22 protein-coding genes are annotated in these 22,105 nt (G+C 58.6%); 12 read left to right on the plus strand and 10 right to left on the minus strand.

Going from position 1 to position 22,105, the window contains the following annotated elements; all coding sequences use genetic code 11:
• Positions 1-209: 209 nt before the first annotated feature.
• On the minus strand, positions 210-842 hold the full coding sequence (gene clpP / locus ACYJRZ_RS12965; RefSeq protein WP_269245515.1) for an ATP-dependent Clp endopeptidase proteolytic subunit ClpP: 633 nt from the start codon (positions 840-842) through the stop codon (positions 210-212).
• A 411-nt stretch (positions 843-1,253) separates the two neighbouring features.
• Here clpP and ACYJRZ_RS12970 point away from each other — a divergent pair, with 411 nt between their 5' ends.
• The gene (locus ACYJRZ_RS12970; RefSeq protein ID WP_459459606.1) at positions 1,254-2,498 is read left to right on the plus strand and encodes a GGDEF domain-containing protein; all 1,245 of its coding nucleotides are present in this window, start codon (positions 1,254-1,256) and stop codon (positions 2,496-2,498) included.
• Positions 2,499-2,641: 143 nt separating this feature from the next.
• Here ACYJRZ_RS12970 and pstB read toward each other — a convergent pair whose 3' ends face one another.
• The 7 genes from pstB to ACYJRZ_RS13005 all read right to left on the minus strand — a co-directional run bounded on the left by pstB (position 2,642) and on the right by ACYJRZ_RS13005 (position 9,069).
• Positions 2,642-3,475: a phosphate ABC transporter ATP-binding protein PstB gene (gene pstB, locus ACYJRZ_RS12975; RefSeq protein ID WP_081598367.1), complete on the minus strand. Its 834-nt coding sequence runs from the start codon at positions 3,473-3,475 to the stop codon at positions 2,642-2,644.
• Positions 3,476-3,504: 29 nt separating this feature from the next.
• Complete coding sequence (gene pstA / locus ACYJRZ_RS12980; RefSeq protein ID WP_459459280.1) at positions 3,505-4,356, minus strand: phosphate ABC transporter permease PstA; 852 nt, start codon at positions 4,354-4,356, stop codon at positions 3,505-3,507.
• A gap of 10 nt (positions 4,357-4,366) precedes the next feature.
• Positions 4,367-5,338, minus strand: coding sequence for a phosphate ABC transporter permease subunit PstC (gene pstC, locus ACYJRZ_RS12985; RefSeq protein WP_459459281.1), 972 nt, complete (start codon positions 5,336-5,338; stop codon positions 4,367-4,369).
• Between the two features lie 76 nt (positions 5,339-5,414).
• Positions 5,415-6,440, minus strand: coding sequence for a phosphate ABC transporter substrate-binding protein PstS (gene pstS / locus ACYJRZ_RS12990; protein WP_459459282.1), 1,026 nt, complete (start codon positions 6,438-6,440; stop codon positions 5,415-5,417).
• A gap of 251 nt (positions 6,441-6,691) precedes the next feature.
• Positions 6,692-7,048, minus strand: a complete 357-nt coding sequence (locus ACYJRZ_RS12995; protein ID WP_459459283.1) for a cupin domain-containing protein — start codon at positions 7,046-7,048, stop codon at positions 6,692-6,694.
• Between the two features lie 139 nt (positions 7,049-7,187).
• Positions 7,188-8,471: an O-acetylhomoserine aminocarboxypropyltransferase gene (locus ACYJRZ_RS13000; protein ID WP_459459284.1), complete on the minus strand. Its 1,284-nt coding sequence runs from the start codon at positions 8,469-8,471 to the stop codon at positions 7,188-7,190.
• Positions 8,472-8,640: 169 nt separating this feature from the next.
• A complete protein-coding gene (locus tag ACYJRZ_RS13005) occupies positions 8,641-9,069 on the minus strand; it encodes a CoA-binding protein (protein ID WP_459459285.1) in 429 nt (142 codons plus the stop codon).
• A gap of 113 nt (positions 9,070-9,182) precedes the next feature.
• On the opposite strand from ACYJRZ_RS13005, the gene ACYJRZ_RS13010 reads away from it, so the two are divergent.
• The 9 genes from ACYJRZ_RS13010 to ACYJRZ_RS13050 all read left to right on the plus strand — a co-directional run bounded on the left by ACYJRZ_RS13010 (position 9,183) and on the right by ACYJRZ_RS13050 (position 16,948).
• Entirely contained in the window at positions 9,183-9,509 is a 327-nt protein-coding gene (locus tag ACYJRZ_RS13010) for a hypothetical protein (RefSeq protein WP_459459286.1), read from the plus strand.
• An 851-nt stretch (positions 9,510-10,360) separates the two neighbouring features.
• Entirely contained in the window at positions 10,361-11,197 is an 837-nt protein-coding gene (locus tag ACYJRZ_RS13015) for an EamA family transporter (RefSeq protein WP_459459287.1), read from the plus strand.
• Positions 11,198-11,434: 237 nt separating this feature from the next.
• Complete coding sequence (gene rplM / locus ACYJRZ_RS13020; RefSeq protein ID WP_004122374.1) at positions 11,435-11,899, plus strand: 50S ribosomal protein L13; 465 nt, start codon at positions 11,435-11,437, stop codon at positions 11,897-11,899.
• Positions 11,900-11,901: 2 nt separating this feature from the next.
• Complete coding sequence (gene rpsI / locus ACYJRZ_RS13025; protein ID WP_069616279.1) at positions 11,902-12,372, plus strand: 30S ribosomal protein S9; 471 nt, start codon at positions 11,902-11,904, stop codon at positions 12,370-12,372.
• 138 nt (positions 12,373-12,510) lie between these two features.
• On the plus strand, positions 12,511-12,774 hold the full coding sequence (locus tag ACYJRZ_RS13030; protein WP_459459288.1) for a hypothetical protein: 264 nt from the start codon (positions 12,511-12,513) through the stop codon (positions 12,772-12,774).
• A gap of 65 nt (positions 12,775-12,839) precedes the next feature.
• Complete coding sequence (locus ACYJRZ_RS13035) at positions 12,840-13,217, plus strand: antibiotic biosynthesis monooxygenase family protein (RefSeq protein WP_459459289.1); 378 nt, start codon at positions 12,840-12,842, stop codon at positions 13,215-13,217.
• The gene (gene speB / locus ACYJRZ_RS13040) at positions 13,198-14,151 is read left to right on the plus strand and encodes an agmatinase (protein WP_459459290.1); all 954 of its coding nucleotides are present in this window, start codon (positions 13,198-13,200) and stop codon (positions 14,149-14,151) included. Before ACYJRZ_RS13035 ends, speB begins: the two co-directional genes overlap by 20 nt.
• Positions 14,152-14,288: 137 nt before the next feature.
• On the plus strand, positions 14,289-15,221 hold the full coding sequence (gene argC / locus ACYJRZ_RS13045) for an N-acetyl-gamma-glutamyl-phosphate reductase (RefSeq protein ID WP_459459291.1): 933 nt from the start codon (positions 14,289-14,291) through the stop codon (positions 15,219-15,221).
• Between the two features lie 416 nt (positions 15,222-15,637).
• On the plus strand, positions 15,638-16,948 hold the full coding sequence (locus ACYJRZ_RS13050) for a DUF2778 domain-containing protein (RefSeq protein ID WP_459459292.1): 1,311 nt from the start codon (positions 15,638-15,640) through the stop codon (positions 16,946-16,948).
• A gap of 22 nt (positions 16,949-16,970) precedes the next feature.
• Here the strand turns inward: ACYJRZ_RS13050 and ACYJRZ_RS13055 are convergent, their stop codons facing one another.
• Positions 16,971-18,074, minus strand: a complete 1,104-nt coding sequence (locus tag ACYJRZ_RS13055; RefSeq protein ID WP_459459293.1) for a COX15/CtaA family protein — start codon at positions 18,072-18,074, stop codon at positions 16,971-16,973.
• 112 nt (positions 18,075-18,186) lie between these two features.
• Between ACYJRZ_RS13055 and ACYJRZ_RS13060 the strand changes: the two genes are divergently transcribed.
• Positions 18,187-18,396, plus strand: a complete 210-nt coding sequence (locus ACYJRZ_RS13060) for a DUF2842 domain-containing protein (RefSeq protein ID WP_047627098.1) — start codon at positions 18,187-18,189, stop codon at positions 18,394-18,396.
• Between the two features lie 134 nt (positions 18,397-18,530).
• Positions 18,531-19,781, plus strand: coding sequence for a GNAT family N-acetyltransferase (locus ACYJRZ_RS13065; protein ID WP_459459295.1), 1,251 nt, complete (start codon positions 18,531-18,533; stop codon positions 19,779-19,781).
• Here the strand turns inward: ACYJRZ_RS13065 and ACYJRZ_RS13070 are convergent, their stop codons facing one another.
• Positions 19,782-22,037, minus strand: coding sequence for a GumC family protein (locus ACYJRZ_RS13070; protein WP_459459297.1), 2,256 nt, complete (start codon positions 22,035-22,037; stop codon positions 19,782-19,784). It lies immediately after the preceding gene.
• Positions 22,038-22,105: the final 68 nt, after the last annotated feature.

The following is a 22,105-nucleotide window of genomic DNA, read 5'->3' on the forward strand; positions in this document are numbered from 1 at the left end:
TCGCGGCGCCCTTCAGGGTACTGAACGCAGGCCAGGCAACCAAACCGGAACTGCGTGGCAACGATCCCCCTTCGAATGCCGAATGCTATGTCATAAAAACGCTACATAGCATTAATGCGTACTATTACCGCGTTCTGCTCCACATTAAACCCCTATTCGATCACAAATGGGATAGAACTGTGGCGTAGAAGTCACCGCTTAGTGGATAATCACGAGACGGTTTCACCTTCTATTTCAGTACGCGACGTCAGCACCTTGTCGATCAGACCCCATTCCTTGGCCTCATCGGAGGACATGAAATGGTCGCGATCAAGCGTCTGCTCGACCTCTTCATAGGTCCGGCCGCAATGCTTGACGTAAACCTCATTGAGACGGCGCTTCATCTTGATGATGTCGCGTGCGTGGCGTTCGATGTCCGAAGCCTGGCCCTGGAAACCGCCCGAGGGCTGGTGAACCATGATCCGGGAATTCGGCGTTGCGAAACGCATGTCCTTGTCGCCGGCGGCCAGAAGCAGCGATCCCATCGAGGCAGCCTGGCCGATGCAGAGCGTGGAAACGGCCGGCTTGATGAACTGCATCGTATCGTAGATTGCCATACCGGCAGTGACGACGCCGCCCGGCGAATTGATATAAAGGGCGATTTCCTTCTTCGGGTTTTCGGCCTCAAGGAAGAGAAGCTGTGCGCACACCAGCGTCGCCATATGGTCTTCGACCGGTCCGGTCAGGAAAATGATGCGTTCCTTCAGCAGGCGGGAATAAATGTCATAAGACCGTTCCCCGCGGTTGGTCTGCTCGACAACCATCGGCACCAGAGCCATAGCTGTATCGACTGGATTTCTCATGTGCGTCCTTTATCAAACTTGTCCCGGCGACGGAAACGCCGGGAATCGGAGTAAAAATCCTTTACTCCTACATAGAGTGTCCCTGCCCTTCACTTCAAGACGCCCGAAAGCATAACGTCAAAAAGCTCTCATGACCCGCGAAGCGTTCACAAAGCATTTCTAACCGCGGCTCCTCGAATGCCAAGGTGCTGCAGCGACACACAAGCTGCTACTCACCATATTTCCAGATCGCAAGGTGAAGGAAACATGAAGGCCCGGATCGGGCCGACGTACATCTTCAGCATAGGCAAAATTTACCAAGGCACTTAAGGAACTTGCCATCTTATTGGGCAAGGATGAAACGAACACGGAAATCGTCGCGCAGTTTGCGCCGACAGCCGAAAACAGCGGAGACGTCCGATCGTGCTGAATATGACCACAGGCCTGACCATCTGGTGCTCGGAAGCCATAACGCTGGCGACCGTGCTCCTTCTCGCCTGGCGGCATGATCGCAAATCCCCAGCCTATTTGATCTGGGCACTGGGCTTCACCGTCAGCGCCGTGGGATTCGCGTTGGTGGCTGCTCGAGGTCTCATCCCCGATATATGGTCGATCCAGATCGGCAATGCCGTGGCCCTGCTCGGCGAGAGCGCCTGGATCGTCGGATTCCGGGTCTTGGACAGGCGCCGGCTGGAATGGTCCGCATTTCTGCCACCCGCCATCTGGCTGATCGGCGTCAGCCTTCCCTGGGTCACCGGCGTTTTCGCCAATCGCGTCATCGTCTATGACCTTGCCGGCGCAGTCGGCGCGACCTTGCTTGCCTTCGCCGTGCATCCGGGCGACGGTCGACGGGAGCCGGCGCGCGGGCAACTCGGCATCGTCTTCGTGGCGCTCGCCTGCTTCTGTTTCGGCTCGGCTCTGTGGATGGTGCTTGCTACTCCTTCACTGGAAGAGGCCATGATCTATCGCGGCTACATGGCGCTTGGCTACGGGCTGCTCGTCATCATCGCCATCGTCCTCAACGGCAAGCTTCTCATGGAACGCGCCGAGCGCCGCTGGCGGGCAATATCCATCACCGATACTCTGACGGGAGTTCTGAACCGGCGCGGGCTTCAGGAAAGTTACGAGATTCTCGTTGGCAAAGGGCAGCAACAACAGCAAAAGCTTGCCGCCCTACTGTTCGATCTCGATCATTTCAAGAAGATCAACGATCGCCATGGCCATCAGGCGGGCGATGCGGTGCTCGTCGAATTTGCCCGCATTGCCCGTCAGTTTGTGCCTCGCACCGGCGCATTCGGCAGAATGGGCGGTGAGGAATTCATCGCCTTCGTTCCGATAGACGAGCAATCGCACGCCGAAGCGCTGGCAGAAACCATCCGCGCCGATTTCTGCCGCGTGCCGTTACTTGCCGGCCGCACGCTGGTGCCGGCAACCGTCAGCATCGGCGTCGCGATCATGCCGCGCGACACCGTCAGTTGGGATCGACTGGTCTCTTTCGCAGACCATGCGCTTTACGCTGCCAAGCGCGCAGGCCGCAACTGCACCATCGTCTTCAACGAAACTGAGACTGCCAGGGAGCCCGATGCCGCATTTGCGGCGGACGAAGGCGAACTTGTGCCGACCCTCGACGACCAGATCCACGCCTTGCGGCGCATGGGTACACTCGCGAGGATGTGATCGGCTTGTTCGGCGCATCCCATTCTATCGGGGCTTTGGTTTGACCAAATTGCATAGCCGCCCGACACGACGGCCATTCCCCAACGCAAAAAGCGCGCCTGGATAGCGCGCTTTCGCAAGTTTGGCGGCAATGTCCGACTGTATCAGCCGTAACGACCGGTGATGTAGTCTTCCGTGCGCTTGACCTTCGGCGCCTGGAAGATCTGCTCGGTCTGGCCGTATTCGATCAACTCACCAAGATACATGAAGGCAGTGCTGTCGGAGATACGGCTCGCCTGCTGCATGTTGTGCGTGACGATAACGATGGTGAAGTCGCCCTTCAGCTGCGACACGAGTTCCTCGACCTTAGCGGTGGAGATCGGGTCCAGAGCCGAGGTCGGCTCGTCGAGCAGCAGGACCTCAGGACGAATGGCAATGGCGCGAGCGATGCAGAGGCGCTGCTGCTGCCCACCGGAAAGGCCAAGCCCGCTCTGGTGCAGCTTGTCCTTCACTTCGCTCCACAGCGCCGTTTCCGTCAGCGCCGCTTCGACGCGGGCGTCCATCTCCGACTTCGAGACCTTCTCATAGAGGCGGATGCCGAATGCGACGTTCTCATAGATCGACATGGGAAACGGCGTCGGCTTCTGGAACACCATGCCGACCTTGGCGCGCAGATCGTTCAGATCGACGTCCTTGGTAAGGATATTGCGGCCATCCAGCAGAATCTCACCCGCAACCGTCTGACCCGGATAAAGGTCATACATGCGGTTGAAGGTGCGCAGCAACGTGGATTTGCCGCAGCCCGAAGGGCCGATGAAGGCGGTGACCGCGTTTTTGCGGATGTTCATATTCACGCTCTTCAGAACGCGATGGCCGTTCTGATAGGTGAAATCGAGGTTCTTCACCTCAAGTTTCGCAAGGCCGAGATCCGACTGGGAAGCAGCATCCTTCCCCGGCTGTGCGTTGACGCTCTGGAAATTGCTGTCGCTCATGTTCATGGTCTCATTCCTATCGTTCGGCGGCTGCGTCACTGGCGGCGCCCACTCAAGACACGGGCAAGGATGTTAAGCGCAAGGATGGCAACGGTGATGATCAGCGCGCCGGCCCAGGCCAGTTGTTTGAGATCCTCGCCGGGATCGGCGGCAAGCGTGTTGATGGCAACCGGCAGCGTGGCGATCGGACCGGTCAGGCCTGTATTCATGAATTTGCTGTAGCCGGCTGTGAAGAGAAGCGGTGCGGTTTCGCCGCTGATGCGGGCGATGGCCAGCAGGATGCCGGTGAGAATGCCCGTCCAGGCGGAACGATAGATCACCATCATCATGGACTTCCAGCGTGGCGCACCAAGCGCAGCGGTCGCTTCACGAAGCGCATTCGGCACCAGCAACAGCATATCTTGGGTCGTACGGTTGACGACCGGGAGAGCGATCAGCGCCAGCGCGAGGATGCCGGCAACGGCGGAGTTGCCGTGCATGGGTACGACTACGGCGCCGTAGACGAATACGCCGACGATAATCGAGGGTGCTGACAGCAAGATGTCGTTGAGGAACTTGGCCGCCTCGGCAAGCTTGGAGCCGTTGGCATATTCTACCAGATAGGTGCCGGCGAGAATGCCGATCGGCGCGGCGATCAGGATGGCACAGCCCGTCACCAGTACGGTGCCGTAGATTGCGTTGATCAAGCCACCGCGGGAGCCCTGAGCCGGGATCGACATGGTAAAGACGTCAAGGTTCAGCGCCGACACACCGCGGAAAACCAGGGTGACCAGGATCACGCTGAGAAAGAATATACCAAGAATGGCTGCGATGAAGCACAAGGCCATCATCACGCGGTTTTTCCCGTAGCGCCTCGACACCAGGTTCTGACGAATTGCGTTGTCCATAGTTTTTTCCTCAGTGCGAGTCGCCTCGGCCGATCATCCATCTCGCCAGCGCAAGCACGCAGAAGGAAAGGATGAACAGGAGCAGGCCGAGCGCGATCAGGCTCGACAATTGTAGACCGTCGGCATCGCCGAAGTTGTTCGCGATCTGGGCGGAAATGGTGGTGGACGGCGAGATGATCGACGACTGCAGGCGGCTCACCGAGCCGACAACGAAGGTGACGGCCATGGTTTCGCCAAGCGCGCGACCGAGGCCGAGCATGATACCGCCGACGAGACCGCGGCGTGTGTAGGGGATCAGAATGTGGCGAGCCACTTCCCAGGTGGTCATGCCCATGCCGTAGGCGGATTCACGCAGCATCGGCGGAACGGTGCTGAACACGTCGCGCGAGATCGCGGTAATGAAGGGCAGGATCATGACAGCGAGCACGAGGCTTGCCGTCAGCAGGCCGACGCCCGGCGCCGGCGGCTGGAACAGCAGGCCGATCACCGGTACCTGGCCGACCGTCGCGATCAGGAAGGGCAGGATATAGTTCTGCATCAGCGGCACGAGAATGAACAGGCCGACGATGCCATAGATAATGGAGGGAACGCCCGCCAGAAGCTCGATGGCCGTGCTGATCGGACGGCGCAGGCTGCCGGGGCAAAGCTCTGTCAGGAAAATGGCGATGCCAATGCCCAGGGGAACGGCAATCAGCATGGCGATGAACGAACTTACCAGCGTACCGACCACGGCGGGCACTGCGCCATAGATATCGGCGGGAGCGCTCCATTTCGTGCCCCAAAGGAACGACAATCCGAAAGTCTGGAAGGTCGGCAAAGCATCGATGACGAGAACGATAAGAATTGCCAGCAGCATAAGCACGACAAGAATGGCCGAGCCAAGCGTCATCAAATAGAAAATCCGATCCTGCATCCGGAATTTTCTGGTGGCGGCGGAGGTATTCACAGCCTGGAAGCCAGCCATCTGAGTCGCATCAGCCATCGATTTCCCCTTGTCCTGTCACGAAAGGCGGACAGGGAAATTCCCTGTCCGCCGCAACTTTCTCGCCTAGCACAAATTACTTCGTGCCGAAGTCCGTCTTCCAAGACTTCTCGACGATCTCGACAACATTGTCCGGGACCGCAAGATAAGACAGGGCGGCCGCGTCCTTCTGGCCGTGCTCATAGGACCACTTGAAGAACTTTAGCGCCTCTTCGTTCTTAGCAGCATCGGCCGGCTTCTTGTAGAGCAGAACCCAGGTGGAGGCTGCAATCGGCCAGCTCTTTTCGCCCGGCTGATTGGTGATGATCAGGTTGAAGTTCTTAGCCTTGGCCCAATCGGCGTTGGAAGCGGCAGCCTTGAAGGTTTCCAGGCTTGGCTCGATAACCTTGCCGGCAGCGTTCTTCATCTTCGCGAAGCCGATGTGGTTGGCGACGACGTAAGAATATTCAACGTAGGAGATCGAACCAGCCGTCTGGTTGACGGTGGTGGAAACGCCTTCCGAACCCTTGGCGCCGAATCCAACAGGCCATTCAACAGCCGTATTCGAGCCAACCTTTTCCTTCCACTCCGGCGAAACTTTCGACAGGTAGTCGGTGAAGTTGAAGGTCGTGCCCGAGCTGTCGGCACGGTAAACGACCGAGATCGGCGTGGACGGCAGCTTTGCTTCCGGGTTGAGAGCCTTGATGGCTGCATCGTCCCACTTAGCGATCTTGCCGAGGAAGATGTCGGCCAGCGTCTTGCCGTCGAGAACGAGTTCGCCCGGCTTTACGCCTTCGACGTTGTAGGAAACGACGATGCCGCCGGAGATCATCGGGAACTGGGCAATGCCGTTCTTCTCGAGATCAGCGTCGCTCATCGGCTTGTCCGAAGCGCCGAATACGATGGTCTTGTCGAGGAGCTGCTTGATGCCGGCGCCCGAACCGACCGACTGATAGTTGACGACATTGTTCGTCGCAGCCTTGTAGCCTTCGGCCCACTTGGACAGAACCGGTGCAATGAAGCTCGAGCCAGCGCCCGTGATGTCGGCGGCGGAGGCCGAAGCGGACATAGCCGCAATGAGGCCTGCAGTCAGGCAAAGCGAACGGAGTTTCAGGTTAAGCATGGTAAACTCACTTCCTCAAGTGAATGAAAGGATGGCGAGCAGAAGATCGGCGCGAGGTTCCCATGGTAAACGGTCCTCCCCGCCTGAAATCTCCCGGCGACAGACTTGGCTCTAAAGACGCATTGTTTCAGTTTGATGACAGTTTAATGAAGCGGCAGTGACACAACCTGCGGCAATCATCGCGGCCATTGCGAAACGGCATGAAACGAGCCGCGTCAAGGGACGCATGAACGCGAACTTCATGTTCTGATTCAAGAGGATCGTCGGAGACGGATCACGTAGTCCTTGCGAGTCGTTTCAATAACTTCCCAGGTTCCCTTGAAGCCTGGCCGCAAGATAAGACGGTCGCCTGTACGCAGATGAAAAGCCTCGCCATCCTCACTCGTCACAATGGAATAGCCGGAGAGGATATGGAAATATTCCCATTCGTCGTAGACAACCTTCCATTTGCCTGGGGTTGCTTCCCAGATACCGACGTAGAGGCCGCCATCGGCCTCTTCAACGTTCCATGTGCGAAAGATCGGGGCACCCGAAATGAGACGATCCGCTGCGGGCGCTCCGAGTTCTGGCTCAACGCCATCGACATTCAGTTGCACATAGGTTGCCACTTAGATCCCCGTCGACCACGTTTCGCCAAGATAGAAGAAGTCCGCGACCGCCGATCGCGAGCGCGGACCGAGACAAACATGAAATGTGCCGAGATCAAAGAACCCCGGCTGCTTTTTCGGCTTCCTGGCGGTGCCGTCCTCAAATTTTCGCCAGCGCCTGCTCCAGATCGGCGATGATATCCGTGACATCCTCGATACCGATGGACAGGCGCACCACATCCGGGCCGGCGCCGGCGGCGATCTTTTGCTCGTCGCTCAGCTGCTTATGCGTGGTCGAAGCGGGATGGATGACGAGCGAGCGCGTGTCGCCGATATTGGCGAGATGCGAGAATAGCTGCAGGCCCTCGACCAGCCCCTTGCCGGCTTCATATCCCCCCTTCAAACCGAAGGTGAAGACGGAGCCCGCGCCCTTCGGCGAGTAACGCTGCTGCAGGGCGTGATTAGGATCGTCCTCAAGGCCGGAATAATTGACCCAGGCGACCTTCTCCTGCGCCTTCAGCCAACGAGCGACCGCGATCGCATTATCGGAATGGCGCTGTATACGTAGCGGCAAGGTCTCGATGCCGGTCAGGATCAGGAAGGCATTGAACGGCGAGATGGCCGGTCCGAGATCGCGCAGGCCCAGCACCCGGCAGGCTATGGCGAAAGCGAAATTGCCGAAGGTCGAATGCAGCACGATGCCGTTATATTCCGGGCGCGGTGAAGACAGCATGGGATAGTTGCCCGAAGCGGACCAGTCGAAAGTGCCGCCGTCGACGATAATGCCGCCCATGGAATTGCCGTGGCCGCCGAGGAATTTCGTTAGAGAATGCACAACGATATCGGCGCCATGCTCCAGTGGTCGGATCAGATAGGGGCTGGCCAGCGTATTGTCGACGATCAGCGGCAGGCCATGCTTATGTGCAATAGCGGCAATCGCGGCAATATCGACGAAGGTGCCGCCAGGATTGGCAAGGCTTTCGATGAAGATGGCGCGCGTGCGGCTATCGATCTGGGCTTCGAAGGTCGCAGGATCGGCGGAATCAGCCCAGCGGACCCGCCAGTCGAAATTCTTGAAGGATTGCCCGAACTGATTGACCGAACCACCATAAAGCCGTTTAGCCGCGACGAAATTGTCGCCCGGCTGCATGATGGTGTGGAAAACGAGGAGCTGGGCTGCATGACCGGAGGCGACGGCGAGAGCCGCAGTGCCGCCTTCGAGGGCAGCCACCCGCTCTTCCAGCACGGCCTGTGTCGGGTTCATGATGCGGGTATAGATATTGCCAAACTGCTGCAATCCGAACAGAGCGGCGGCATGATCGGCATCCTGAAAGACGAAGGATGTCGTCTGGTAGATTGGCGTCGCGCGCGCGCCTGTCGCCGGATCCGGCTGCCCGCCTGCATGGATTGCAAGCGTGTCGAAACCTGGGTTGTTGGCTGGCATGTTTTTCCTCCCGGCGGATTTTGCTCGTGATCGGGCAAGCATAATGCCTGGCATATGAAAGTTAACCGCGAACTTTGCCGCGCTTCTCAGCTTGCGGAAAAAACTTGCCATCTTTTGCTGAGATCGCGCGATAAACCGCCGAATGGCTTCGATCACGCATGATCCCAGATCAGGCGACCAGACGTGGATATTCGATAGCCGGGCATCGGTCCATCACGACCCTAACCCCCGCCGCCTCCGCTCGCGCCGCGGCGGCGTCGTCACGCACGCCAAGCTGCCCCCATATGACGGGTGGCCGCGGCTCGATCATGATCGTCTCTTCCACCACCGACCGGAGATATTCGGGCGCGCGGAAAACATCAACCATATCTACAGGTTCGGGGATGTCGGCCAAGCGCGCATAAACCCACTGTCCAAGAATTTCCTTGCCGGCCTGCCCGGGATTAACGGGGATAACGCGGTAGCCTTTGTTCAGGAGATAGGCCATCACACCGTTGCTCGGACGAGCGGGATTAGGCGAAGCGCCGACGAGCGCGATGGTCCTTACGGACAAGAGGATATCGGCTATATAGGAATCGTCATAACTGTCGTGGTTCATCACGAAGCCTCCCGCTCCGATCACACTTTCGTTTTGTCGCAAATACGGAAACCGCAATGGCGGTCTTCGCGTATATACATTGTATTATAGCAACTTCAGAGAGGATTACTCAGATGAAAAAATTCATCCTGCTGGGCCTGCTCGTTACATCGGCCGCGACGCCGGCCCTGGCTATCTCGCGATACAATTCCATGTCCATGACCTGTGCCGAAGCGAGGGCTGTCATCAATCGGGAGCGTGCGGTCATTATGCGCTATCCTGCTAAGAGAACGCCGAAGATGACGCTTTATGATCGCTATGTTGCCGACAGCAGAGCATGCGATCAGGGCTTTTATGCCTATCAGGACTATCTGCCCACCAAGGATCGAGCGTCGTGTCCAGTCTATGTATGCCGGCCGACGACAGACCTGGATGATGACTTTTTGATTTTCCGACGCTGATCGAAGTACGCCCAAACTGAAGGTGGCGGACATTCATGCGCTCGCAACATCAGCCACTGAGCACAACCAATGAGTGCATACAGCACTGCGCACTTTCGGCACCGCAAGCCTCCGCGCAGGTGCAGCGAGGCTTTGCTGGGTTGGCTCTTCAAAGCGCTTTCAAGAACATTTTGGAACAACTCACCGGCGTTCTCCGGACATGCAATCTTTGTTCACCATTTATTCACATGTAATTTAGGAAATTCGCATGAGCAAGGAATTCAGATGAGAACTGATGAGGAACATGGAGGACTATAGTTACTTCATAATTTTTCCACAGAATAATTTTCGCGCTCGCGCGATGATATGCATATGAAAATCTACCGGTTTCTCGATGCTATACTTTGAACGTAAACTATTTATACGTTCCTGATCGGCAGCGACGGTCGCTAACTGTAATATTTTTCAGCCACTGTAGAATTATGCACATGATGAAATCTGCAGTCATGCGGATTGCCGAACACCGACTTTATGACGACCTCTTATCCGGGACAGCAAGTAGCGGCATGGTCGCCAAAGCGCCCTGTCGTTTTTAAGTAAGAACTGTCTAATGCTACTCTCGCGTTCACAGGACATGCAATATTTGTTCGCGCTTTATACTCCAATAAATTAGTTATTTATAATGATAAAACGAATGATTTAGAACACAACAAAAACGCAACTCTCAATATTAATGTCGTCACCGCAGGCGGAACAAGCCTTCATAATTATCGATATTTCGTTGCTTTTCGATGCATTGCGGATCATATGGAGACCGCATTCCCACAAAATGCCAAATGCTGCCACATGCCTGTCAAATCGCGAGGTTTTCCGTGTCTCTCGACGTTATCGCGCTCGTCCTCTTCGGGGCTCTGCTGCATGCGACGTGGAACGCGATCATCAAGGCAGGTACCGATAAATCGCTCGATGCCGCATTGGTCTCCGCCGGCGGCGCGGTCGCGGCCCTTCCCCTGCTGCCGTTTCTGCCTCTGCCAGCCTCCGCCGCTTGGCCTTTCATCGGCGCCTCGGCCATCCTGCAATTTGCCTATTTCCAACTTGTGGCGGCCGCCTATCGTGCCGGCGATATCGGGTTGGTCTATCCGCTGATGCGCGGTGTAGCGCCCCTCATCATCGTCTCGACAAGCAGCTTCATCCTGAAGGAAACTCTTTCGGGAGGCGCATTGATCGGAACCATGACCATCTGCGCCGGCATATTGACGCTCGCGCTCGAGGCCCGAAAGGGCAGCCGCCGGGCGATCGTTCTCGCCCTCGCCAATGCCGTTGTTATCGCGACCTATACCTATGTCGATGGCATCGGCGCGCGGGCGTCGGGCAATTCAGTGTCCTATACGCTGTGGATGGCGCTTCTGCCGCCCATCCTCCTATTTTCCTGGGCGATATCGCAACGCGGTCTCAATGCCGTCGCCGCCCACGTCCGCTATAACTGGTGGCGCGGGCTTATCGGCGGCGGCGGTTCGATCGCCTCCTACGGGCTGGCATTATGGGCGATGACCAAGGCGCCGGTCGCCATGGTCGCCGCCTTGCGCGAGACTTCAATCCTTTTTGCTTTGGTGATATCTGTCGTCGTTCTGAAGGAGCGGTCCAGCATCTGGCGCTATATTGCCGGCGCCATTATTGCCGGTGGAGTGTTGGTTTTACGGCTGGGTTGACGATAATTTATGTGGTTTTATATTACCACATAATCAACACATTGATTTTACATTGTAATTTTTACAGTCCGCCAATCCGACGATATTGACCCAGGTCCTTAATCGATCTATAAGCCGCCGCAGATTGCAGCCTTTCCGGGCTGCTTTCTTTTTGGCACGCATCCATGCGCGCCAAACCAAGCAACAAGAAACGCCCAGACGCCTTCGGGCCAAGGGTCCTAAAAGAGAGTATGCAACATGGCAACCTTCTCCCAGAAGCCTGCAGAGGTGGAGAAGAAGTGGGTTCTCATCGACGCCGAAGGGCTTGTCGTTGGCCGTCTCGCTTCTATCATCGCAATGCGTCTGCGCGGCAAGCATAAAGCCACCTTCACGCCGCACGTCGACGACGGCGACAACGTCATCGTCATCAATGCCGATAAGGTCGTCTTCACCGGCAAGAAGTACGAAGACAAGGTTTACTACTGGCACACCGGTTATGCCGGCGGCATCAAGGAGCGTACGGCTCGGCAGATCATCGAAGGCCGCTTCCCGGAGCGCGTCGTTGAGAAGGCCGTCGAGCGCATGGTTCCCCGCGGTCCGCTCGGCCGTCGCCAGATGAAGAACCTGCGCGTCTACGCCGGCTCCAACCATCCCCACGAAGCCCAGCAGCCGGTCGTCCTCGACGTCGCCAAGCTGAACAAGAAGAACGTAAGGAGCGCCTGATAATGGCTGACCTCTCCTCCCTGAAGGACCTCGGCACGACGTCGGAAGCAGCTGCTGCTCCTGTTCACGTCCGCAAGGTTGACTCGCTCGGCCGCTCCTACGCGACCGGCAAGCGCAAGGACGCCGTAGCCCGCGTTTGGGTAAAGGCCGGCTCTGGCAAGATCATCGTCAACGGCAAGGACTACACGGCTTACTTCGCCCGTCCGGTTCTGCAGATGATCCTGCGTCAGCCGATCGTCGCTGCTGCCCGTGACGGCCAGTTCGACATCGTAGCAACCGTAGCCGGCGGCGGCCTCTCCGGCCAGGCCGGTGCCGTTCGTCACGGCCTGTCCAAGGCAATCACCTACTTCGAGCCGGGCCTGCGCTCGGTCCTGAAGAAGGGTGGCTTCCTGACCCGCGACAGCCGCGTCGTCGAGCGTAAGAAGTACGGCCGCGCAAAGGCACGTCGTTCGTTCCAGTTCTCCAAGCGTTAATCGCTTATCCGAGATCGGATTTTTGGAAAGGCCGGGTTTTCCCGGCCTTTTTTTTGCAACATAAGAAAAGATGCGGAGCCACCGAGGCAAGCGGCGCGTTTTGTGGCAAAGTTCCGATACAAGCACCGGGAGAGTTCAATGCGTGGATTCATCTTTTCGCTTCTGCTTTTGATCGCGAGCACCGCACCCGCTTTGTGCGACGATGCCCAGCCCGCTCCACCTGCGGAAATGACGGCGGATATGCAGAGCATGAAGGATTTTCTCCACACAAATGCCGACTGCCGCGAATTCAACGACAGCTGCTCCTACTGTGTCGTGACCGATGGGCAGGCCGAGTGTTCCACGCCGCAGATCGCCTGTGTGAAAAAGGCATATCAATGCACCGTTAGATTGGGCAAATAGTCGCCGGATCTTGGCTTACAATTGCAGCCTGAATTTCCAGATTGACCGCTCTCCAGAGAAACACCATGAGCAAGAGTACTTCATCGCGTTTCGCGCCCACTCCCGAGCCGCCCTATTACATCGTCACATTCGCATCGCTCCGCACCGGAGGCGATAACGGCTATGGCTCTATGGGTGAGCGCATGGAGGAACTGGCAAGGGCACAGGACGGCTTTCTTGGGCTCGAAAGCGCGAGAGGTGCCGATGGTTTCGGCATCACCAACTCGTTCTGGCGGGACGAGGAAAGCATCCTCGCCTGGAAGAACGTGGTGTCGCATCTGGCCGCGCAGAAACTCGGGCGCGAGCGCTGGTATGAAGAATACAAGGTCCGCATAGGCAGGATAGAACGCGCCTACGACTTTCAGGCGAGCAAAGGAGAGGGCCTTGCCGAGCACATCGATTGACCACGCCTTTACCGCAGCAAGCCTGACCTCGGCTGCGAGCGATCCGACCTTCGCCGGCGCGTTGTCCTTCATGCGCCGCCGCTTCACCAAATCGCTTGATGGTGTCGACGCCGCGGTCTGGGGCATCCCCTTCGATGCCGCCACCTCGAACCGGCCGGGAACGCGTTTCGGACCGCAGGCGATCCGCCGTGCGTCGGCCATCTTCGACAATGATCCGCAATATCCGTTCAATCGCGATCTCTTCGCCGAGATGGCCGTCATCGACTATGGCGACTGCCTGCTCGATTACGGCAATCATCAGGAGACACCCGCCGCAATCGAAAGACAGGCGGCCACGATCCTGGACAGCGGCGCCTTCCTGCTGACACTCGGCGGCGATCACTTCGTCACATGGCCATTGTTGAAGGCACATGCTGCCAAGCACGGGCCGCTGGCACTGGTGCAGTTCGATGCCCATCAGGATACCTGGTACGACGACGGCAAGCGTATCGACCACGGCTCCTTCGTTGCGCGCGCCGTACGCGACGGTCTGATCGACCCCGACCGCTCCATCCAGATCGGCATCCGCACGCACGCGCCCGAGGATTTTGGTATCCAGATCCTTTATGGCAATCAGATCGAAGATATGAGCGCCAGCGATATCGCCTCGACGATCATCTCGCATACCAAGGGCGCACCGACCTATCTGACCTTCGATATCGATTGCCTCGATCCAGCGTTTGCTCCGGGCACGGGAACGCCGGTCGCGGGCGGCCCTTCCAGCGCCAAGATCCTGTCGGTGCTGCAAAGGCTGCATCAGCTGGATATCCGGGGTGCCGACGTCGTCGAAGTCTCGCCCGCCTACGACCACGCCGACATCACCGCCATTGCGGGGGCGACCGTGGCGATGTATATGCTCGGTCTCCACGCCGAACGGCATGCGAGCAGTCGCTGAGACATGATTTCGGGATAGGCGAGGCGGTTTTCGAAAGCCGTCCTTCTGCTTCCGCAGCAGTCGTTATGAAATTGAATCAACTGCATGGCAAACTGAGTCCGGAAACATTTTCAACCTATTGAAAGAGCAGGAATAAGATGGCACCGAAAATCTTCATCGATGGCGAACACGGAACCACGGGCTTGCAGATCCGCACGCGCATGGCCGACCGCCGCGATGTCGAGCTACTGTCTATTCCCGAAGCCGAACGCCGCAACGCCGCCATGCGCGAGGACATGCTGAACAGCGCCGATATCGCCATCCTCTGCCTGCCAGACGATGCGTCGAAGGAAGCGGTAAAGATGGTGGCGGGCAACAACAATGTCCGCGTCATCGACACCTCGACGGCTTTCCGCATCCATCCCGACTGGGCCTATGGCTTTGCCGAAATGGACAGCAACCAAGGCAGCAAGATCAAGGCGGCGCGTTTCGTCGCCAATCCCGGCTGCTATCCCACGGGTGCGATCGGTGTCATCCGGCCGCTGCGCGCCGCGGGCATCCTTCCGACGGGCTATCCCGTGACGGTCAATGCAGTGTCCGGCTACACCGGCGGCGGCAAGCAGATGATCGCACAGATGGAAAATCCCGATCATCCGGATGCAATCACCGCGCCGCATTTCCTCTACGGCCTGTCGTTGACCCACAAGCACGTCCCGGAGATGACGACACACGGCCTGCTGGAGCGCGCACCGATCTTCTCGCCCTCCGTCGGCCGCTTCCCTCAGGGCATGATCGTGCAGGTGCCGCTGCATCTCGGCGATCTCGCGGAAGGCGCGACGCTGGAGAGCATTCATGCCACACTCGTCGACCATTATGCCGGTCAGGATATCGTTCAGGTCGTTTCGCTCGATGAGAGCCGCGCCCTGCCCCGCGTCAACGCCGTCGAGCTCGCCGGCAAGGACACGATGAAGCTCTTCGTCTTCGGCACGCCAGGTGGCGCGCAGGTCAATCTCGTTGCCCTGCTCGACAATCTCGGCAAGGGCGCATCGGGTGCGGCCGTGCAGAACATGGACTTGATGCTGAGCGCGTAGTTCAATCCAACGTGGATTGAAATTCAATGGGCCCGGCCTGTTTATTCGGGCCGGGCCTTTTCACGTCAAAAGTAGTTTTGCGCAATTTGGGCTCCGCTGCCGTACCCGGCCTTATTTTTGCCGTTGCTCTAAATTAGCCGAACCTACACGGAAAAGTGAACAACCGTTGGGCCTGCGGCCAATTGTCGGCCGAATTGGCTCTTAACGGCTTTGCTGGTCCGAATGGGCGGGACGTTTAAAACTATCCCTTTTTTCAATGAATATCCAAGAATGAGCCATCGTAAAGGAATTGGTTACCATAATTCGGCATGCTTCCAGACAGCCGGCAAGTTGGCGACCGAACGCGACTTTCGCGTTAGGGCGCGTGTGCGTTCTTGAGCCGGTTCAGTGTCTGTGTAGTTTGGATAACGAGTATCATGGCGTTCGTGACCGAAACGTTCGGTAACTTCAATTCGCGCTCCGGCTACGCCTCGCGATCGAAAAAATCCTTCAGCATCCGTCCTGGCACCCTGGCCACCGGCGTCGCAGTCGCGGCTTTCGCCTGGGTCGCGGCGACGCTGATGACGACGCAATCGATGGTGCTATCGCTTCCCGGCGCGGCGACATCGACCGACAGCTTCCTGGCACCGCGAGCATCGGCCTTCATCGTTCCGCAAAGCTACGTAGCGCACCCTACCCGCTATGCGAGCCAGACCACTTCGCTGCATGGACAAAGCCGCTTCGGCAACATCGCCACTGCGGAGGTTCAAACGAAAGCCGGCGGGACGGATGCGGTTCGTGCGCAACTGGCACATGCCCTCATCCAACAGACATCCGATATGAAGCAGGCTCAGATTGCAGCGGCCAGCATCAAGAGCGGCCGTCTCGAAGTGGCAGCGGCTTCGCCCGAGACGATCGCCCATTTGCGCAAGGTGATCGCTATCAATTTCGCAACTGCCATGCAATCGTTGAGCCAGGCAAAATATACCACAGCTCTGATGCCGGCCGCAGGCCCCCTGAACACCACAGAGCAGCCGGCGGCGGTCGCTTCCGCGGCTCCTGAGGTCAGCCTGCCCGCCATTGCGGAAGCAAAGCCGGTGCCTGCGAAAGACGCCGATATTGCGGTGGCCGAGGCCGTGCTGAACGTCATCCCCGCGGCACGTCCCGCCCGGGAAACGCCCGTGCAACGCACCAGCGCCACAAGCGCCATCGCCCGGGCAACGAACAGCGAAACGACCGCACAGCCGCCATCGCGCATGATGGCCTACGCCGATCCGGATGACAGCTCCGTTCGCAAGACGAAGCCCTTTATCAACCCGTTTGCCGCAATCAGCCCCGGACCGGGCACAGCGATCTATGACATCGAAGCGAAGACCGTTTATCTGCCGAGCGGCGAGCGCCTTGAGGCCCATTCCGGCCTCGGCCACATGCGCGACAATCCCCGCTATGTCGACCGCAAGAATACCGGCCCGACGCCTCCTGAAACTTATAACCTGACTTACAGAGAAAGCCTGTTCCATGGCGTGCAGGCGCTGCGCCTGACACCCGCAAACGGCGCCCGCGTCTATGGCCGCGACGGCCTGCTGGCTCACACCTACATGCTCAGAGGCGGTCGTGGCGAATCGAATGGCTGCGTGGTCTTCAAGGACTACAACCGCTTCCTGGCCGCCTTCCGGCGTGGTGAAATCAAGCGGTTGAAAGTGGTCTCGCGGATGTCGTCGGCGGCAAGCTTCGCTTCCGCGCGCTAAAAGGATTGAGGCGCAATGCGCCTCAATCTCTTACGACGATCGATGTCTGGCGCGGTAATTCGCCATAGAAACCGCGCCAATTGGCAATCGCGAAGCCGAAGACGATCAGGGCGCCGGCCTGATGCGCCAAGGCCAAATGCAGCGGCACGTGCAGCAGCAGCGTCGAAATGCCGAGGATCGCCTGGATCAGCACAAGAACGAAGAGAACGACGGACCGGCGCGCGTGGGTCGTTTGCGCCGCCGCACGCAGTGAGATGATCATATTGATGGCGACGACGACGAAGAGCGCGTAGGCACCGAGACGGTGAACGAACTGGACCGTCTTCGGGTTTTCAAAGAAATTGATCCAGGCCGGCGATTGTATGAAAAGATCACTCGGCACGACGGCGCCATCCATCAGCGGCCAGGTATTGTAGCTGAGGCCCGCATCGAGGCCGGCGACGAGCGCGCCGAGATAGATCTGGAAGAGTGCCATCAAGGCGATGAGACTGGCGAGTTTCGCCGAATGCCGCGTCGGCGGCGGCTCGTTCGAATGAGGGGACAGGGCGCGCATGAACCACATGCAGGCGGCGAAGATCAGACAGGCGGTTACGAGATGGGTGGCAAGACGGTATTGGCTGACGTCGGTGCGTGCTTCGAGCCCCGAGGAAACCATCCACCAGCCGATCGCACCCTGAAGGCCGCCGAGCAGAAAAATGCCGGCAAGCGGCAGCCAGAGCTTGCGCTCGACGCGGCCCGTCACAACGAAGAACAGCAACGGCAGGCCGAAGATGATACCGATGGTGCGGGCAAGCAGACGATGCGCCCACTCCCACCAGAAGATGCCCTTGAACTCCTCGACCGTCATATCCTTGTTCAGGATCTGGAATTGCGGGATGCGCTTGTAGAGATCGAATTCGTCCTGCCATTCCTGCGCATTCAGCGGCGGGATCACGCCATGGATCGGTTGCCATTGCGTGATCGATAGGCCGGAATTGGTGAGGCGCGTTGCACCTCCTACCAGCACCAGACCGAAGAGAACGAGAAGCACGCAGGCCAGCCATATGCGGATGGCGCGACGATTGCGGTCCTGACGGGCCACTTCCTTCAAAATCGCCTGTTCGGTCGTAAAATTTGCGGCAGCCATGGCTTCTCCCTTCGATCAGGCTGTTGATTTGCCCGATAGGGGCGTGCAAAACAAGTCCCGGGAGTTTGCGGCATGCCGTCGCGGCGTGCTGTCATAATGAGGAGAAAACCCCGTGCCCCTTCGCCTGCGCAAATTCATAGGCATGATCCTGCTCGTGCTGCTGGTTGCAATCTATGCGATCGTTGCCATGATCGTTGCAGTGCGAACGCTTGCAGATCAACCCGGCTGGGTACATTTCCTGTATTTCTTTTTCAGCGGCATCATCTGGGTGCTGCCGGCAATGGGCATCATCAAATGGATGGCCGGGCCGCGCCCGCAATAATGCTCGCCCCGGCGCGATTTACATTAGGCTAACCCTGATCCGCACCTGCCAGACGACGGTGTCCCATCTTAAGCCAAAAATAAGCCGTTGCCCGCCAGACTGCGTCCGAATACCGCCGGAGCGGAGAAGATCGGATGCAGACCCAGACGCGAGATATCGCCGGCATCGCCGCCGCAGCCGATAAGCGGATTGCGTCGATCGGGATGGAACCTACGGCTGCCGTTCATCTGCAGGTCGACATCTTCCACAGCATGGCGCCGCTTGAAGCCGAATGGCGTGCTCTGGAGAAGGACAATCTCAACTCGCTGCACCAGAGCTATGACTGGTGTGCAGCCTGGGTGGAGAACTTTGGACATCCTCTCGCCATCGTCAGGGGCTCCATCGGAGATCGCGTCGCCTTCATCCTTCCGCTCGAGATCATCCATAGTCGTGGAACAAGACGAGCCGAGTTCATCGGAGGCCACCACAACAATATTAATACCGGTCTGTTTTCGGCCGAGTTCCTGGCGAACGGTCCGTTGACCCCCGTTCAGGTAAACGCCATATCCGCTGCGCTGCGCGGCAAGGTTGATGTTGTCATCCTGCGCAATATTCCGCTCGAATGGCGAGGGCGAGCAAGCCCCCTCACCTCGCTGAGGTCGATCGAAAACCAGAACCATGCCTTCCAACTGCCCTTCCTCGCCAATTTCGAAGCAAGCCTGAAACAGGTGAATGCCAAACGACGGCGAAAGAAATTCAAGCATCAGAGCCGGATTCTCGACGCCCAGGGCGGCTATGAATATGTGATCGCCGGTGCCGACCAGCAGGATGCGCTTCTCGATCTGTTTTTCCGGCAGAAGGCGGCCCGCTTCAGGGGGGCCGGTTTGCCTGACGCCTTCAAAGATGCGCGGATCAAGGCGGCGCTGCATGCAATGTTGCGTCGGCGCGAAAGTGGCACGGCCGATTCGACGCTGCAGATACATGCGCTCCAGCTGAAAGGCGAACACGAGGGCCACGTGCCGGCCATTGCCGCCCTCTCCCGCAAGGGGGACCACGTCATCTGCCAGTTTGCCTCTATCGACGAGGCTCTGGTTGCAGAGGCAAGCCCCGGCGAATTGCTATTCTGGCTGATGATCGAGCGGCTGCATCGCGAAGGCATCGCACTTTTCGACTTCGGCATCGGCGACCAGATTTACAAGCGTTCCTGGTGCCCGATGGAAACGGTGCAGCATGATCTTTTCCTGCCGGTTTCAGCCGTGGGACGCCTCGCGGCAATGGCGAGCCGGGGCATGACGCGTACGAAAGTGGCGATCAAGTCCAATAAAAAGCTCTATTCCCTCATCCAGCGGCTGCGGGCGCGGCGTGCAGCCGGCGCCGCAGCGGATGATGGCAACGCTGGGGATTGATCAGGCGGCGTCCCGGCGCGTATCCGGATCATGCTCCTCGCGCCAGCCTGACATCAGGATGATGTGCTCGTAGCCGGCTTTCTGGAACTCCGTCATGGCAGCAATGAACTGGCTTTCGTTGGGCTCCGGCATGGAGAGGATGATTTCCGTCTCCTTGCTGCGCGTCAGCCGCGCAACACCGGAGACCTCGGCCGCGCCACACTCCACGAGAACGATATCATAGGCCGAGTTCAGGGCGTCGAGGATCAGCGACAGACGGTCGGCACCGCGCATGGCACGGGCAAGATCGCTCATGCCCTGCGGAACGAGATGGGCATCCGACAGACGATCCGGATGGATCGTATCGCCAAAGGCTGCTTCGCTGCAGAGCAGATCGGTCACACCGGGAAGTTCATCGTGCTCGGCCATCAGCCTCGAGGGACATCCTGTGCCGGTCATGTCGACCAGCACGATGCGGCAGCCTGCATCGGCGATGGTTCGCGCCAGCATCACGGTTGCAGTCGAGCCGCTGTCACCCGTCGGAGATATCGCGATGGCAAGTCGCGAGCCACTATCGATCAGATAGTCCGCGACGGATTGGATGGAAAAATCTTCCTCCTCCTCAACAGCCTGGGCAGCCTGCTTCGGCTCGCGCTCCGGAGCAATTGCGGTACCCACTGCGATCGTCGCCTCCGGAGCAGTTAAGGTATTGGCAGCCTGAACCGGGATTTCCTCTGCGGGGACGGAGAGCATGCTTGCGGGCACCTCGACATTGCTTGCGCGTGCAACAGATGGAAGCGGAACTGGCGCGGCGACGGTTGGGGTACGCTTCGCTATCTCTCGCACGGCGTCATCTTCCTTGCGGGCAAGTCCGACAGGGCGCAATGCGCGGCCGCTGAACAGCTCGGAGAGCATTATGACGATGGCCGTCAGGATGAAGGTGGCAAGCGTAGCAACGACGACAATCGGGCCGACCTTCGGGAAAGAAGGATCGACCGGTTCGACCGCAGTTGAAACGATGCGTGCATCCGCAGGGCTGGAATTCTTGTCGACTCGAGATGCTGCTTCGCGATACCGCGCAAGATAGGTTTCGAGCAATTGCCGCTCGGCAGCAGCTTCGCGTTCCAGCGCGTTCAGGCCGACTTCGTTCTCCCCTGCCCGGGCACTATCGGCCTTGAGAGTATTCGATTGCGCTAGGAGCTGCTGCTCGCGCAGCTGCGCCACCTTTGCTTCATTCTCGATGCTTGCCAGGATCCTCTGCGTCTCGCGGTCGATCTGCTGGCGGATATCGGCAAGCTGTGCCCGCAGGCTCTTCAGCCGCGGATGCCCATCCATCAGCGTCGTGGAGAGATCGGAGATCTGCGACTCGAGGTTCGACTGGGTCGCCTTCAGCCGCTGAATTGTCTGCGATCCTGCGACATCGGCAAGCGTATCGGTGGAACGGCCGCTGGACGGCGCGCTGCGCACCGCCTGCGCCCTCGCCTCGGCATTGGCTCTGTCGCCGCGCACCTGCGCCAGCTGTGTTGAAATATCCGCAAGCTGCTGCGTGGCGAAATTGCTGTTCTGGCTGGTCTGCAGAAGTCCATTGGCGGAACGATAATCGGCGACCTTCCTTTCGGCCTCGCTGACCTTATCGCGCAGCTTGGCGATCTCCGGCTCCAGCCAGCGGGTTGCCTCGCTGTTGGAATCGAGCTTGGCGCCACTCTGCATCGACAGATAGACCTGCGCCATGGCATTCGGCACGCTGGCGGCAAGGTCCGGATTGCGGGACGTGAAGCTGATGCCGATCACGCGCGAGCTGTTGATCTGATAGACCTGCAGCCGGCTGGTGAAAGCATCCAGCATCCGCTCTTCCGGAGCCTTATCGGCCGCCGGTTGCTTCAGATGCAGCTTGATCAGGATATCCGAGATCGCGGAGCTATTATTGCCGGCGGAGAATTCGGGCCGGTCATAGAGTTTGAGATTGGAAATGACCTGCTTCACCAGATCCGCCGACTGCAGGATCTGCACCTGGCTGGCAATGTTAAGCTCGTCCAGTAGAGGTCCCGCACCGGCATCATTGCCAGACGTCGTCGTTGCGAAGGCCGGCGCACGCTGCTCAATGAGAATACGGGCTTCGCTGCGATATTCCGGCGCCATGACCTTGGCAATTGCAAATGCCGCGCATGCGCCGGCCAGCGTGATGGCGACAACGCGCACCCGCCGCTGCCACACAGCGCGAAAGAGCTGAGCGAGATCGATGTCCACATCCTGCTGGGTGCTGTTGACACCGGACATATGCAAAACTCCGTAATAGAAAGCCGGAATTAATCGTAAACGACTATAGTAACCCAAGCGTTAATAGT

This window comes from Rhizobium sp. No.120, assembly GCF_054558365.1.

What these genes read in the sequence shown, in the direction of transcription:
- ACYJRZ_RS13000 (WP_459459284.1), bottom strand. Translation starts at nt 8,471, where the DNA reads ATGCCAGCCAACAACCCAGGTTTCGACACGCTTGCAATCCATGCAGGC.
- pstS (WP_459459282.1), bottom strand. Translation starts at nt 6,440, where the DNA reads ATGCTTAACCTGAAACTCCGTTCGCTTTGCCTGACTGCAGGCCTCATT.
- pstC (WP_459459281.1), bottom strand. Translation starts at nt 5,338, where the DNA reads ATGGCTGATGCGACTCAGATGGCTGGCTTCCAGGCTGTGAATACCTCC.
- ACYJRZ_RS13055 (WP_459459293.1), bottom strand. Translation starts at nt 18,074, where the DNA reads ATGGCTGCCGCAAATTTTACGACCGAACAGGCGATTTTGAAGGAAGTG.
- ACYJRZ_RS13035 (WP_459459289.1), top strand. Translation starts at nt 12,840, where the DNA reads ATGAGCAAGAGTACTTCATCGCGTTTCGCGCCCACTCCCGAGCCGCCC.
- rplM (WP_004122374.1), top strand. Translation starts at nt 11,435, where the DNA reads ATGGCAACCTTCTCCCAGAAGCCTGCAGAGGTGGAGAAGAAGTGGGTT.
- ACYJRZ_RS13065 (WP_459459295.1), top strand. Translation starts at nt 18,531, where the DNA reads ATGCAGACCCAGACGCGAGATATCGCCGGCATCGCCGCCGCAGCCGAT.
- rpsI (WP_069616279.1), top strand. Translation starts at nt 11,902, where the DNA reads ATGGCTGACCTCTCCTCCCTGAAGGACCTCGGCACGACGTCGGAAGCA.
- ACYJRZ_RS12970 (WP_459459606.1), top strand. Translation starts at nt 1,254, where the DNA reads ATGACCACAGGCCTGACCATCTGGTGCTCGGAAGCCATAACGCTGGCG.
- pstB (WP_081598367.1), bottom strand. Translation starts at nt 3,475, where the DNA reads ATGAACATGAGCGACAGCAATTTCCAGAGCGTCAACGCACAGCCGGGG.
- ACYJRZ_RS13030 (WP_459459288.1), top strand. Translation starts at nt 12,511, where the DNA reads ATGCGTGGATTCATCTTTTCGCTTCTGCTTTTGATCGCGAGCACCGCA.
- ACYJRZ_RS13005 (WP_459459285.1), bottom strand. Translation starts at nt 9,069, where the DNA reads ATGAACCACGACAGTTATGACGATTCCTATATAGCCGATATCCTCTTG.
- ACYJRZ_RS13050 (WP_459459292.1), top strand. Translation starts at nt 15,638, where the DNA reads ATGGCGTTCGTGACCGAAACGTTCGGTAACTTCAATTCGCGCTCCGGC.
- pstA (WP_459459280.1), bottom strand. Translation starts at nt 4,356, where the DNA reads ATGGACAACGCAATTCGTCAGAACCTGGTGTCGAGGCGCTACGGGAAA.
- clpP (WP_269245515.1), bottom strand. Translation starts at nt 842, where the DNA reads ATGAGAAATCCAGTCGATACAGCTATGGCTCTGGTGCCGATGGTTGTC.
- ACYJRZ_RS13070 (WP_459459297.1), bottom strand. Translation starts at nt 22,037, where the DNA reads ATGTCCGGTGTCAACAGCACCCAGCAGGATGTGGACATCGATCTCGCT.
- argC (WP_459459291.1), top strand. Translation starts at nt 14,289, where the DNA reads ATGGCACCGAAAATCTTCATCGATGGCGAACACGGAACCACGGGCTTG.
- ACYJRZ_RS13010 (WP_459459286.1), top strand. Translation starts at nt 9,183, where the DNA reads ATGAAAAAATTCATCCTGCTGGGCCTGCTCGTTACATCGGCCGCGACG.